The sequence below is a fragment of the Paenibacillus pinistramenti genome (genome assembly GCF_005869875.1).
Lineage (GTDB): Bacteria > Bacillota > Bacilli > Paenibacillales > Paenibacillaceae > Fontibacillus > Fontibacillus pinistramenti.
On sequence record NZ_VAWG01000003.1, the window covers coordinates 205,683 to 219,368 of the forward strand.

Annotated in this window: 10 protein-coding genes; 3 read left to right on the forward strand and 7 right to left on the reverse strand. The window is 56.5% G+C overall.

The annotated features are described in order from the left end of the window. Positions 1–46: 46 nt before the first annotated feature. Complete coding sequence (locus FCN15_RS06600) at positions 47–1,678, reverse strand: formate--tetrahydrofolate ligase (protein ID WP_138494203.1); 1,632 nt, start codon at positions 1,676–1,678, stop codon at positions 47–49. 117 nt (positions 1,679–1,795) lie between these two features. Next, on the reverse strand, positions 1,796–3,268 hold the full coding sequence (locus tag FCN15_RS06605) for a carboxylesterase/lipase family protein (protein WP_138494204.1): 1,473 nt from the start codon (positions 3,266–3,268) through the stop codon (positions 1,796–1,798). Positions 3,269–3,469: 201 nt separating this feature from the next. Between FCN15_RS06605 and FCN15_RS06610 the strand changes: the two genes are divergently transcribed. Continuing rightward, positions 3,470–4,039, forward strand: coding sequence for a thymidine kinase (locus FCN15_RS06610; protein ID WP_138494205.1), 570 nt, complete (start codon positions 3,470–3,472; stop codon positions 4,037–4,039). A 127-nt stretch (positions 4,040–4,166) separates the two neighbouring features. Here FCN15_RS06610 and FCN15_RS06615 read toward each other — a convergent pair whose 3' ends face one another. Beyond that, on the reverse strand, positions 4,167–5,576 hold the full coding sequence (locus tag FCN15_RS06615; RefSeq protein ID WP_138494206.1) for a deoxyguanosinetriphosphate triphosphohydrolase family protein: 1,410 nt from the start codon (positions 5,574–5,576) through the stop codon (positions 4,167–4,169). A gap of 261 nt (positions 5,577–5,837) precedes the next feature. On the opposite strand from FCN15_RS06615, the gene FCN15_RS06620 reads away from it, so the two are divergent. Then, positions 5,838–6,050: a hypothetical protein gene (locus FCN15_RS06620; protein WP_138494207.1), complete on the forward strand. Its 213-nt coding sequence runs from the start codon at positions 5,838–5,840 to the stop codon at positions 6,048–6,050. Between the two features lie 19 nt (positions 6,051–6,069). Continuing rightward, a complete protein-coding gene (locus FCN15_RS06625) occupies positions 6,070–6,921 on the forward strand; it encodes a sulfurtransferase (RefSeq protein WP_138494208.1) in 852 nt (283 codons plus the stop codon). A gap of 202 nt (positions 6,922–7,123) precedes the next feature. Here the strand turns inward: FCN15_RS06625 and narI are convergent, their stop codons facing one another. Genes narI through FCN15_RS06645 form a run of 4 tightly spaced genes read right to left on the reverse strand, consistent with a single transcriptional unit; the run spans position 7,124 to position 13,661 of the window. Continuing rightward, positions 7,124–7,822 (reverse strand): respiratory nitrate reductase subunit gamma, encoded by a 699-nt coding sequence (gene narI, locus FCN15_RS06630; protein WP_138494209.1) that lies wholly within the window; start codon positions 7,820–7,822, stop codon positions 7,124–7,126. A 13-nt stretch (positions 7,823–7,835) separates the two neighbouring features. Further along, positions 7,836–8,492 (reverse strand): nitrate reductase molybdenum cofactor assembly chaperone, encoded by a 657-nt coding sequence (gene narJ / locus FCN15_RS06635; RefSeq protein ID WP_138494210.1) that lies wholly within the window; start codon positions 8,490–8,492, stop codon positions 7,836–7,838. Then, entirely contained in the window at positions 8,489–9,988 is a 1,500-nt protein-coding gene (gene narH, locus FCN15_RS06640) for a nitrate reductase subunit beta (RefSeq protein WP_138494211.1), read from the reverse strand. Before narH ends, narJ begins: the two co-directional genes overlap by 4 nt. Then, positions 9,978–13,661: a nitrate reductase subunit alpha gene (locus tag FCN15_RS06645; protein WP_138494212.1), complete on the reverse strand. Its 3,684-nt coding sequence runs from the start codon at positions 13,659–13,661 to the stop codon at positions 9,978–9,980. Before FCN15_RS06645 ends, narH begins: the two co-directional genes overlap by 11 nt. Between the last annotated feature and the right edge of the window lie 25 nt (positions 13,662–13,686).

The window sequence follows — 13,686 nt, forward strand, 5'->3', positions numbered from 1 at the left end:
AACTATTTGATTAGTATCAGTATCAGTATCAGTATCAGTATCAGTATTAGATCAGGCCGGCAATCGTTCCGTCTGCTCCAAGCTTCATCCGCTCTGCTGCAGGCACCTTCGGCAGTCCCGGCATTCTCATCGTGTTCCCGGTTTCCACAACGACAAACCCCGCTCCAGCGGAGAGACTGACGCCCGAAACATTAACTGTAAAACCTTCCGGCGCCCCGAGCAGGTCCGCCTGATCTGAGAAGGAATACGGCGTCTTGGCCATGCAGACCGGAAGGCTGCCAAAGCCAAGCTTCTCCATCTGGGCCAGAGCCCGGCTGGATGCCGGAGAGTAGGACACGGCCGCCCCGCCGTACAATTGCTTTACAATGGTTTCAATCTTGCCCTTCAGATCCAGCGAGGAGACGTACAGCGGCCGGAAATCAGCAGTTTCCTTCTCCAGCAGCTCAACCAGCTTCTGCGCAAGCTCCCTGCCGCCCTCGCTCCCCAGCTCGAATACGCGGGACACCTCCGCCGGAACGCCCAAAGCTTCACATTCCATACGGATGATGTCGATTTCAGCACTTGTATCGGTCGGAAAATGATTAACGGCCACCAGAACAGGCACCCCGAACTGCTGCAGGTTCCGGATATGTCTCCTCAGGTTGCCGAGGCCGTTTCGTAAGCTCTGCAGGTTCTCTGCCTCAAGCTGGTCCTTGGCAGTGCCCCCGTTATATTTCAGCGCCTTCGCCGTTACGACCAGGACGGCGGCCGACGGCTTCAGGCCGGATTGGCGGCATTTGATGTCAAAGAACTTCTCGGCCCCCAGCTCCGCGCCAAAGCCGGCTTCCGTCACCACAATGTCCCCTAGCTTCAGCGCTGTCCTCGTTGCAATGACGCTGCTGCAGCCGTGGGCGATATTGGCGAACGGCCCGCCGTGCACCAGCACCGGTGTTCCTTCCGAGGTCTGCACCAGATTGGGCTTGACCGCCTCCTTGAGCAGCACAGCCATGGCTTCCACGGCATTCAGCTTGTCGGCCGTGACCGGCCGGCCCTGCATGTCGTAGCCGACCAATATGCGGCCGAGCCTGCGCTTCAGGTCCTGCATATCCTCGCTCAGACAAAGGACCGCCATCACTTCAGAAGCCGAAGTAATGAGAAAGCCGCTCTCACGCACAGGCCCGTTCCCCTGGCCTAAGCCGGTTACGATTTGGCGCAGGCCGCGGTCGTTCATATCTACGGCTCTCTTCCAGACAATACGGGCCGGATCAAGTCCCAGCTCATTCCCATGGTAGATATGGTTATCAATAACTGCGGACAGCAGGTTATTCGCGGAGGTGATCGCATGGAAATCCCCTGTAAAATGAAGATTAATCTCCTCAGCCGGCAGAATCTGCGCTTTGCCGCCGCCCGCCGCGCCGCCCTTCATGCCAAAGCACGGGCCGAGCGAAGGCTCGCGGAGCGCGGCAACGGCAGAATGCCCTATGGCGTTCAGGGACTGAACCAGCCCGATCGTCGTCAGCGTCTTCCCTTCCCCGGCCGGCGTCGGATTCACGGCTGTAACCAGCACGAGCTTCCCGTCCGGACGGCCGGAAAGTTCTTCTAACAGCGAAGGGTTCAGCTTCGCTTTATATTTTCCGTAGAGCTCTAAATGCTCTTCACTTATTCCCGCCTTCGCGGCAACTTCATTAATTGATTTCATGGTCAGCCATGTTCCCCCTGAATAATCCTTCAATAATCCTGTTATCCTTCAATAATCCTGTTATCCTTCAATAATCCTGTTATCCTTCAATAATCCTGTTATCCTTCAATAATCCTGTTATAACCCGAGCATCGTCCGTTTGGCAGCATCCGGATCGTTGACTGCTTCTGAGTGATTGTTAAAAATAAACGTCGCCCGCTCCGGCATCTCATAGGCGGGCCATACGCTTCCTTCCACAGCAGGTGCGCCGTGCGAAGCGAAAGCTGTCCAGGCGCCGAGCATCTGCCGGGCAAGCGCTTTGGCCGAATCGTCCGCCTGAACCCCAAGATTCCCGAGAAGCTCCAGATTATCGAATACGAACATAATCTCGCCGGCATGAATTGCCTGCATCAGAAGCGGATGCGCCTGGTTCGTCCAGTCAAACCGGTACATCCATACCGGGGCGAACCGGCTTTGCTCCGCGGCAAACTGCACGGAGGAGCGCCAGAAATAGAGGTCCGTCATGATCTGCGCCTGGCCGGCCGCCGTGCGCGGATAATGGCGCGCCACCGCTGCAGCCGCTTCGCCGGCCACGCCGGTCATCATCTCCATCGCCTTAAGCAGCTCTCCCTCCTCCATGACGGGAGCATCCGGCCCGATAAACAGCGCGCCTTCATCGTGGTTGGTGCCGATCAGCAGCGGAATATCCTTGGCAGCGCCGGCCCGAATTGCTTCGAGAGGCTCAAGCGGCAGGGTGTTGCCGTCGATGACCGGCTGCTGGAGCAGCGCCAGATTATTGCCGCCGAACCGCTTGCGCAGCTCGCCGGCAGCCTCGGCAAGCTGCTGGACCGTCACGGTCTTCAGCCTGCCAGCTTCCTCCGGCTTGATGCCGAGCAGGGCAAGCAGCCCGCCGGTGATGGACCTGGCCATCGGCTCCGGCATCGCTTGGGAGGCGCCGCTCTGCATAATGGCCTGCCGGAACAGCCCCTTCGCTTCCGGCATGGCCAGCAGCGCAGCGATGCTCATGCTGCCCGCGGATTCGCCGAATACCGTCACGCGGTCCGGATCGCCGCCAAACGCAGCAATATTCCCGCGCACCCAGCGAAGCGCAGCGATCTGGTCGAGCAGCCCCGCGTTGGAGGTGAAGCCTTCGCCCAGGAAGCCAGTGTGCAGGAAGCCCAGAATGCCTAAGCGGTAATTCAGGCTGACTACGATGACGCTGCCCTCGCGGGCGATTTTGCTGCCATCATACACCGGAATGCTGCCTGAGCCTGTGACAAATGCCCCGCCGTGAATCCACACCATTACCGGAAGCGGCGTTCCGCCAGTCTCTTCGGGTGCCCAGACATTCAGGTACAGGCAGTCCTCCGACGGCTCCGGCGCAGGGTCCTCTCCGAACAATCCGGCCATTTCATTGGCAGGCTGGATGCTGATTGGCCCGAACTTGTCCGCCTTCCGGATGCCTTCCCAGGCTTCCGGCTCTGCAGGCGCCTGAAACCGCAGCTCTCCGACCGGCGGCTTGGCGTATGGAAGCCCTCTCCATACCCGTACGCCCTGCTGGAGAATCCCCTCCACTCTTCCGAACTTCGTGTTCACTGTAAGCTGTGCCATAACCCTTTTTCCTCCCTTTAGAAAAACAGATCACGTATTCCTTCCATCGGACAAACGGCTTTCCTCTCTACCTTACCAAAGTCATCCATCTGTTTCAAAATCTACCCGAAAAAGAAACTGGTCCTGTCCGATAATTGTGATAGAATAGTTGAAGTTTGTAATTTAGGCTTATGATCTAAACAGAGAAAGGAACATCCTATCTTGGCACAGTTATTTTTCAAATATGGAGCTATGAACAGTGGAAAATCGATTGAAATTCTGAAAGTGGCCCACAATTATGAGGAGCAGAACAAGCCGGTGATGATCTTTACCTCTGCGGTGGACAACCGCGACGAGGTCGGCTTCGTATCCTCCCGGATCGGATTTCGCAGACAGGCTATTCCAATCTTTGAAGACAGCGACATTTATACAGAAGTCAAGGAGCATGATCCGAAGCCATACTGCGTGCTGGTGGATGAGTGCCAGTTCCTGAACGAGGCGAATATCAGACAGCTGGTCCGGATCGTGGATGAGCTGGATGTGCCGGTCATGGCGTTCGGTCTGAAAAATGATTTTCAGAACGAGCTGTTCGAAGGCAGCCGCCTGATGCTCATTTATGCGGATAAAATAGAAGAAATGAAAACGATCTGCTGGTTCTGCGAACGTAAAGCGACGATGAACCTGCGCGTGGAGAACGGCAGACCCGTGTACACCGGGGAGCAGATTCAAATTGGCGGCAGTGAATCCTATTATCCGGTCTGCCGGAAATGCCACGCCAATCCTCCGCTGTAAGCAGCGGCTTTTTATACGATTGGGTAGTGACCTTCCTGACGACAGCCCAGCGTCCCAATCCCCAGCCCTATTGAGCACAAAAACAGCCCGGCTCCTGAACAACAGGAGATCCGGGCTTTATTATTCGCTAGTCCATGTCATAAATGGTGCCGACCTTCAGGCCGTACAGCTCATTATAGATTTTCTCCGCATAAGCATCCGTCATGCCCGCGATATAATCAATGATCATATGCTCCCACGTCCAGATCGGATTCGGCCGCTGCTGATCCCGGTCAAAACGCCGCAGCCAGTCGCCCGGAATGATCGATTTCGACGTTTCCGGATCGACAAAGGCGTCCCACAGCCGTTTGATCACCCACGCGCTGCGCTTCTGCAGCCGCTGCACTCTGAGATCGCGGATCATCGTTACCCATGCGAAGCTCTTGAGCACGCTGACGGTACGGAGCATGTCCTCATCTTCCCGGCCTTCTCTGACAAATGTAACCTTCTTCCAGTCCCCGTCGCTGATGACGCCGAGGCTGCCGACAAACAGGCTGACCCAGTAGGATTTGACTTCGCGCCGGGTGCGGGAATAGTCATGATCGCAGGTCGGCAGCTTGGCATTCCAGATCTTCAGGAAGCTGGTCAAAACCTCGTCCACCTTCACCAGCACCTGCTCCCGGCTCCACTCCTTCCAGAAGAGATCCTCCAGGGTCATAATCTTCTCGACAATGAGGCGCTGAATGTTGGCGTCCTTCAGAAAATGCTCGTGCACTTCGATTTTGCCTGCTTTAATCCCGTCCTCCAGATCATGTGCCGAATAAGCGATGTCATCGCACAAATCCATCAGCTGGGCTTCGAGCGTCTTCTTGCCGGCGGGGATGCCCCAGCGGTCCCGAATAAAGGAGATGTATTCCCATTCATGAAGATACAGCCCCTTCTTATTTTCCGTGCCCGGGTAAGGGTATTTGTTGGTGCCTAGCAGCACCGCATCGGACAGGTTAAGCCCGTCGTGGCTCTCCCTTTTCTCCAGGAACATCATCAGCCTGAAGTTATGCGCGTTGCCTTCAAAATGCTCGTACTTGCGCCGGATCGCCTCTCTCGTATGCTCGGCCTCGGATGGGGAGACCTTGCGTCCCTTCAGCGACTGCCTGATCTTGTCTTCGATGAGGTTATGGAGAATGCCCTCCAGCACCTCTTCCCCTTTATGACCAAAGGGAGGATGTCCGAAATCATGGGAGATCGCTGCGCATTCCACGACCTCCGGGTCAATGATTAAACCGGGATGACCGGCCTTGTCCGTCTCCACCTCCGGATAGGTCCGCAGCAGGCTTCTCGCCGCTTCCCGCGCAATCTGCGCCACCTCGAGCGAATGGGTCAGCCTTGTCCGGTAATAATCGCCGGTACCCGCTCCAAACACCTGTGATTTCCCCTGCAGCCGTCTGAAGGTCGGAGAATGGATTAAACGGGAGTAGTCCCGCTCGTAGGTCGCCCGGCTGTTCTCTTGTCCGATATTATCCGGATACTGCCGGTGCTGTCTCAATTCCTGAATATTCATGCGCCGCACTCCTCTTTATTTGCCAAGCTCTGTACAGAGCTGCTTCTAACCTTAATTTGGTTGACAGGCATCCGTTTATTGGGTTTCTTCCTTAACCGTCTGGTTCTCGCTTTATGCTATTGTAGCCGCGCGCCGGCTGAACATAAAGCCTTATTTTTCATAGAACGTTTTCATCCGGCCCAGATCCCGATACAATAAGGAAGATAACCGATATTCAATCAAAAATAATCCGATCCGACGGCAGAAAGAGGAGGATTCCGCGTGCCGATTACGAGAGAGCTTCTAACGGATGCCGACTTCGAGGAAGCGGCCGAGCGCAGGCAGCGCATCCGTGTGTTTCGGGACGATCATCTGATCGATTCCAATACGGTAGTCATCCGTTATACGGACGAGACGATCATTACGCAGACCGGTGTCAGCGATGTCACTTACCATCCGCGCCGGGAATGCCAGTTTTACGAAATCCGCAAATAAAGGAGGCGCTTGAATCCCTATGGAACTCATTGTATCCAAAAAATGGCTGCTTGCACGCATGTATGAACCTGACGTGGTAATTGTCGACTGCCGGTTTGACCTGTCCGATCCGGATGCCGGACGCCGGAGCTTTGAAGAGAGCCATATTCCGGGCGCTGTCTTTCTGGATATTGAACAAGACTTGTCCGCCCCAGTCTCCGAGCATGGAGGACGCCATCCCCTGCCCGATCCAGAGGAGCTCGCGGCCCGCTTCCGCAAAGCCGGTATCAGCAATGAGTCCCGGGTCATCGCTTATGACGACCAGGGCGGCATGTATGCGGCCCGACTCTGGTGGCTGCTGCGCTGGCTGGGCCACGATAACGCGGCTGTGCTGGACGAGGGTTTCTCTGCCTGGAAAAATGGCGGGTATCCCGTAACCTCTGATACCCGGATCATCGTGCCGGCCTCCTTTGTCCCGGACATCCGGCCGTCCATGGTCGCCGCGATGCAGGATGTCCGGCAGTCGCTTGGCAGCGGCCGGGTGCTGCTTGTCGACTCCCGTGACGAAAGCCGCTACGCCGGCGAACACGAGCCGCTCGACAAGAAAGCCGGGCATATCCCGGGCGCCATGAACCGGTTCTGGAAGCAGCTGTTCCAGAGCGGCAGCGGTGCCTGGAAAGCGGAGAGCGAGCTCCGCAGCCAGCTGGAGCCGGTGACGGAAGCGCTCAGCCAGAAGCGCGAAGTAATCGTCTACTGCGGCTCCGGCATCAGCGCAGCACCGAACGTGCTGGCGCTGCATCTGCTTGGCTACCCGCAGGTGAAGCTGTACTCGGGAAGCTGGTCCGATTGGATCAGCTATGACGAGAATCCTGTGGCTGTGGGGAGAGAGTAAGCCCATAGCAGCGTAAAAAGCCCGCGCAGTGCGCGGGCTTCTTTCATGCCATTAAGGCGATATGGCCAGGGATTCCAGCCGTAAAGCCTTAGGCCAATAACGCGGTTATATGTAGCAATGCAGCGATTCCCAGCAGCGATTCACGTCAGCGATTCACGTCAGCGATTCCCAAGAGAAATTACGCACTCCCCGCTCTCGTCCGCTAAATTTTGGTTTTGCGTTTAAATCCGCTGCGGGAGCGGTACTGCTGGGGCGCCCGCGCAGGATACCTTACCGGAAGCGAGAACATATGCACCAGCTTCGTGAACGGGATCGAGGCGAACAGCACAAACGCTGCGATGATATGAACCTGGAACAGGAGCGGAACATCACGCATCAGCTCAACCTGCGGCCTGAACACAAACAGGCTTCTGAACCAAGGGCCGATGGAAGTCCGGTACTCATAGGTAACCACGGTGAGATTGTACACCAGCGTCATGTAGGTTCCCATCCCTGCGACAATCAGAAGCAGGGTTACCGTGAAGAAGTCGGCAAAGGTAGCATGGATGCGAACGCGGTTGTTGGCGATTTTTCTAATCAGCAGGAAGATCAGCCCGAGCACGACCATCACGCCCGCCAATCCGCCGCCTATTATCGCAAAGGTGTGGTAGAGTTCGTCCGACACCCCCATCGCTTCGTAAACCCCCCGGGGAATCAGCACCCCCATGACATGGCCGATGAAGGCGAAGATAATTCCATAGTGAAAGATCGTGGAGCCCATCCTCAGCCATTTCTTCTCAAAAATTTCCGTCGAAGGCGCCGCCCAGGTGGTCTGGCGGAAAGCAAACCGGTAAAGCAGCCCTACAACCATGATGGTTATTGTGATATATGGGAAGATGACCCACCAAAAGGTCTCGGTCATATTAATCCTCCATTCATTTGCACATTTTCATGTCCATTAGCGGCCTGTCGGAGGCAGCCATTCCGTCCATTCCATATAAAATCGGATACGGCATATCGTCCAGATCGGCCTTCTCTCTGGCTTGCTCCAGCTTCTCGACATCCTCGGCTGACGGTTCGCCGAACACCTCGCTGACCAGCAGCCCGAAGAACGGCGCATAAAGATTCTCATCCGGCAGGTGCCGGGCAATCCGTTTGGTTGTGACCGCCAGACGGCGGCGGAGCGCCTTCAGGTGGACATTTTCCGGTGCAGCGGCAACCAGCTCGTACAGCGCCGGCAGATAATCGGCCAGTTCTCCATCAGCCAGCCCGAAGCCTGCATCCGAAATAATGTGCTGAAGCAGGATAAGCGCCGGACCCCGGTCACGGCTGTCTCCCAGCTCATGAGCGGTCAGGTATAAGCCGGTTGCTTCCGTCCAGTCAAAAGTATTCACATAGATTTCCCTCAGTTCCTGCAGAGAGCGCTTCTGCAGCTCCATCATGGCGCCAAGAAGCCTCTGGCTGCCTTCGCTCCCGTCTGTCTCTTCTTCGGCGGCTTCAATCAGCTCACCCAGCTCTTCCGGGAAGGAATCTCCCGGATAGCTGAGCACCCTCGACACGGCGGCTAAGATGAAACGCTGGTCATCATTCACATGCTATTCTCCTCTCGGGAAGGATATTGGAACATACCTTCCGGCGGGGCAATATCCTCAATGCTGCATGCCCCCTGCTTATAATGAAGCTGGTCATCCATCTCACGGCGGCCGGTAGGAATGACGAACCGTTCATTGTATTTCGCCACTGCGAACAGCCGGGCCATCTCCTCGATCTCTTCCTCCGTCATTCCCGATTCCTCCAGCAGCTGGCTGTGCTTCAGCTTATCCATGCCTCCGACTGACTTGTCCCGCATATGCACGCGCATGGATGTCATCTTCAGCAGGACCCTGCGGATTACGCTCGTATCTCCCGCTGTTAGAAGCGAAGCGAGATATTCCATCGGGATACGCATCTGGTCCACAGCAGGAATATAGTGATCGGTCTGAAGCCCCTCTTCCTCAATATGATTCATGATCGGGCTGAGCGGCGGCACATACCAGACCATCGGCAGCGTCCGGTATTCCGGATGCAGCGGCAGGGCAACCTTCCACTTCATCGCCAGCTTATAGACCGGGGACTGCTGCGCGGCGCTGATCCAGGATTCATTGATCCCCGAGAGGCGGGCTGCCTCAATGACCTCGGGATCGAACGGGTCCTTGAACACGGCAAGCTGGGATTCATACAAATCCTGCGGATTCTCTACAGACGCGGCTTCTTTGACTTTATCCGCATCATACAGAACCACACCGATATACCGGATCCGGCCTACACAGGTCTCCGAGCAGATGGTCGGAAGGCCCGCTTCCGTCCGCGGATAGCAGAAATTGCATTTCTCGGCCTTATGGGTGTTCCAGTTGTAATAGACCTTGTGGTACGGGCATCCGTTCATGCAGAACCGCCAGCCCCGGCAGGCATCCTGGTCGACCAGGACAATGCCGTCCTCATCCCGTTTGTAGAGTGCGCCCGAAGGGCACGAAGCTACGCAGGACGGATTCAGGCAGTGCTCGCAGATCCGCGGCAGGTACATCATGAAGGTCTTCTCATACTCCATTGCGATATGCTCCTGCAGCTTCTGAACGTTAGGATCCAGAGGAACCACTTCGCTGCCGCCGGCAAGGTCATCATCCCAGTTGGGTCCCCACTCGGGCTTGTCGATATACTCTCCAGTAATCATGGACATCGGTCTTGCCACAGGCAGGGAATTGCGCTTCGGGCTGTGAATCAGGCTGTCATAGTCATAGGTCCAGGGTTCATAGAAATCATCCAGCTTGGCCATGTCAGGGTTATAAAAAATATTGGCAAGCTTCGTGATCGGCCCGCCTGCCCGCAGCGACAGGCGCCCGTTCCGGAGAACCCAGCCTCCCTTGTATTTCCCGGTATCCTCCCAGGACTTGGGATAACCCGGGCCTGGACGGGTCTCCACGTTGTTGAACCACATATATTCCGCTCCCGGACGGTTCGTCCAGGTGTTCTTGCAGGTAACCGAGCACGTATGGCACCCGATACATTTGTCAAGATTCATCACCATGGCGACTTGCGCTTTAATCCTCAAGCCAATCCACCTCCTTAAGCGGTCTGATAATCGTTACGGTATCCCTCTGGCTGCCTGTCGGTCCATAGTAGTTGAACCCGTAGCTGAGCTGGGAATAACCTCCGATCATATGGGTAGGTTTCAGCGTAATCCGCGTTACACTGTTGTGAGTGCCGCCGCGTTTCTTATTGATGCTTGTTCCCGGCACCCCCATCGTCCGGTCCTGGGCATGATACATGTAGGCAATTCCTTCTGGTATCCGGTACGTCGTTACCGCCCTGGCCACAACCACTCCGTTCCGGTTGTACACCTCAATCCAGTCGTTATCCTTCACCCCGATGGAAGCGGCGTCCTTCTCGTTCATCCAGACAACCTGCCAGCCCCGGAACAGGGTAGCCATTTGGTTCGTCTCGGTAAACATTGTATGAATCCCCCACTTCTGATGGGGAGTCAGGTACCGGATGGTCAGAGACTTGCCGGAATTGGCGACTTCCTTCTCTCCCTTCAGGAACGGCACATGGAACAGCGGAGGAAGATAAAGCGGAAGTCCCTCTCCAAAGTCAAGAATCATCTCATGATCAAGATAGAAGCTCTGCCGGCCGGTTACCGTCCGCCACGGAATGCTGTATTCCGTATTCAGCGTAAAAGGAGAATAGCGCCTGTTGTCCTTCTCCAGGCCGCTCCATACCGGGGCAGAAATCGCCTGCCTTGGCTGCGCCGTAATATCTGCGAGCGTGTAGGCATCTTCCTCCCGCGGCTCCGCGATTCCTGTCAGCTTCTTGCCGGTCTGCGCCTCCATGGACTTCCAGCCTTCAACCGCGCGCTGTCCATTGGTCGCTCCGGACATCAGCAGAATGGCTTCAATCGCCTGTCTGTCACTGTACAGATCCGGGCAGCCTTTGCCGACGCCTTCCTTTCTGGAAATGCCGAGACGTTCCCCGAGTTCCCGGTAGACTTTCTCCCCCGGAATCTTTACGCCTTTGGAGCCGTAGCCCTTCTTGATATTCGGCCCAACCGTGATCATCTTCTCGTAGACGTTCGGGTAATCGCGCTCTACAATCTGGAACACCGGCATGGTCTTGCCCGGAATCGGCAGCACGTCGCCCTTGCGCCAATCCCTGATTTTGCCGTGGACCTGGGCGATCTCGTTCGGCGTGTCATGCGCAAGCGGCGACATGATGACATCCTCCGTCTTCGGAAGATGCTGCGCAGCGAGCTCGGAGAACACTTTTGCAATTTCCCGGAAGGTATCCCAGTCGCTCTTGGCCTGCCAAGGCGGGGAGATCGCCGGATTAAACGGGTGCACGAACGGGTGCATATCCGTACTGCTCAAATCATGCTTCTCATACCAGGTCGCAGCTGGCAGCACAATGTCCGAGAACAGCCCCGAGCTGGTCATCCGGAAATCCATCGCCACGAACAAATCCGTCTTCCCTTCAGGCGGGATGTCGTCCGTATGCACATCTTCCGGCCGCCAGGAATGGGCTGTATCCGTCAGCACTTGATTTTCCGCACCGATCAGATGCTTGGCAAAATACTCGTGTCCCTTCCCGCTGTCACCCAGCAGGTTGGACCGCCAGTTAAAGAACACGCGCGGGAAGTTGCGAGGATCATTCGGATGCTCGATCGCCCACTGGATCTCATCCTTCGCCGCACGGGAAGCGATATGATCGGCCGCCTCCTGATCCGACTGCGCCCCGCTCTCGCGTGCTTCCCTCACCAGGTCAATCGAGTTCTGTGTAAATTGCGGGAAGGAAGGAAGCCAGCCGAGCCGCGCAGCCATGGCGTTCACGTCTGCGGGGTGCATTTTGTTGTAGCGGCCGCCCCACGGCGTCGTCTCCTCCTCATTTACACGTGATTCATACCGGAACTGCTCTGTTGCAAAATAGAAGAACGAAGTGCCGTTCTGCAGCCGTGCCGGCCTTGTCCAGTCTCCGGCAAAAGCGATCTGCTGCCAGCCTTCCAGCGGCCGGACTTTCTCCTGCCCGACATAGTGGGCCCAGCCGCCGCCGTTAACGCCTTGCGAGCCTGTCAGCAGCACCAGGTTCAGAATGGCGCGGTAGATCTGATCGCTGTGATACCAGTGGTTCGTCCCGCCGCCCATGGCAATCATGGATTTGCCGCCGGTCTTAGCGGCGTTATCGGCGAATTCCCTGGCCACCTGGATGACGTGGGACTTCTTCACTCCAGTAATCGCTTCCTGCCAAGCCGGAGTATACGGCTTAGGATCGTCATAATCCGCCGGATAATCGCCCGGGAGGTTCCTGCCGACGCCAACATGGGCCATCATGAGATCATAGACGGTCGTGACCTTCAGGATTCCCCCGTCTGCTGTCCGCAGTTGCTTCACCGGAACGCCGCGGCGGACCAGCTCTCCTTCCCGCTCCGCGAAATAAGGGAAGTCCACCATCACGATCTCGTCACTGGAATCCAGGAAGGACAGCCTTGGATCAACAGGTGTGCCGTCCGGTCTTTCCAGGTCGAGGTTCCAGCTGCTTCCCTGGTCCCACCTGAAGCCCTGGCTTCCGTTTGGTGCATACGGCGAATCGGACAGCTCGTCCCACACCAGGGTTTTCCACTCTGACAGCTCCTGATTGTCCTGAAGATCGGACGCCCGAAGGAAGCGGTCTGAACGGTTTCCGGACTCCTCCTCCTTGATCATGACCAGGAACGGAAGGTCGGTAAATTTCTTTACATAACCCTGAAAATAAGGAACCTGCTGATCCGCGTAAAATTCCTTCAGAATGACATGAGTCATCGCCATCGCCAGCGCTCCGTCTGTGCCGACGCGCGCAGGAAGCCATAAATCCGCGAATTTCTCATATTCCGCATAATCCGGGCTCACGCCAACGACCTTCGTTCCGTTGTATCTTGCCTCGACCATGAAATGGGCGTCCGGTGTACGGGTCTGCGGGAGATTCGTTCCCCAGATGATAAAGTACTTGGCATTGTACCAGTCGCCGCTCTCCGGCACGTCGGTCTGCTCGCCCCAAATCTGCGGGGATGCGGGCGGAAGATCCGCGTACCAGTCATAGAAGCTTAGAATTGTCCCGCCTATGAGCGACAGAAACCGCGTCCCCGCCGCATAGCTGACCATGGACATCGCCGGAATCGGGCTGAAGCCGACCACCCGGTCAGGGCCGTAGGTCTTGATCGTATGGATGCTGGCTGCAGCAATGATCTGGCAGACCTCGCTCCAGCTGGCACGGACCAGCCCTCCCTTGCCCCGGGCTTTCACATAATGCTCCCGTTTCTGCGGGTTTGAAATAATATTTGCCCAGGCGGTAACCGGATCATGTCCAAGCTCTCGTTCAGCCCGCCAAAGTTCAAGCAGCGCCCCCCGTATGTAAGGGTATTTCACCCGGGCAGGGCTGTAGGTATACCAGGAGAAGCTTGCTCCTCTGGGGCAGCCCCGCGGCTCATATTCCGGGAAATTGGCTCCGGTAGTCGGATAGTCCGTCTGCTGGGTCTCCCAGGTAATGATGCCGTCCTTTACATAGACCTTCCAGCTGCAGGAGCCGGTACAGTTCACCCCGTGCGTCGACCGGACAACCTTGTCGTGCTGCCACCGCCCCCGGTACAAATCCTCCCAGTTCCTCGTTCTTGTGCTCTCTTCCGTCCAGCCTTCATTGATCTTCTCTCCGCGCGCCAAATGCTTCAGCGATTCAAGCAGCTTGTTCTGTCTTCTGCCCACACGATCCCCTGCCTTTCATGAATTA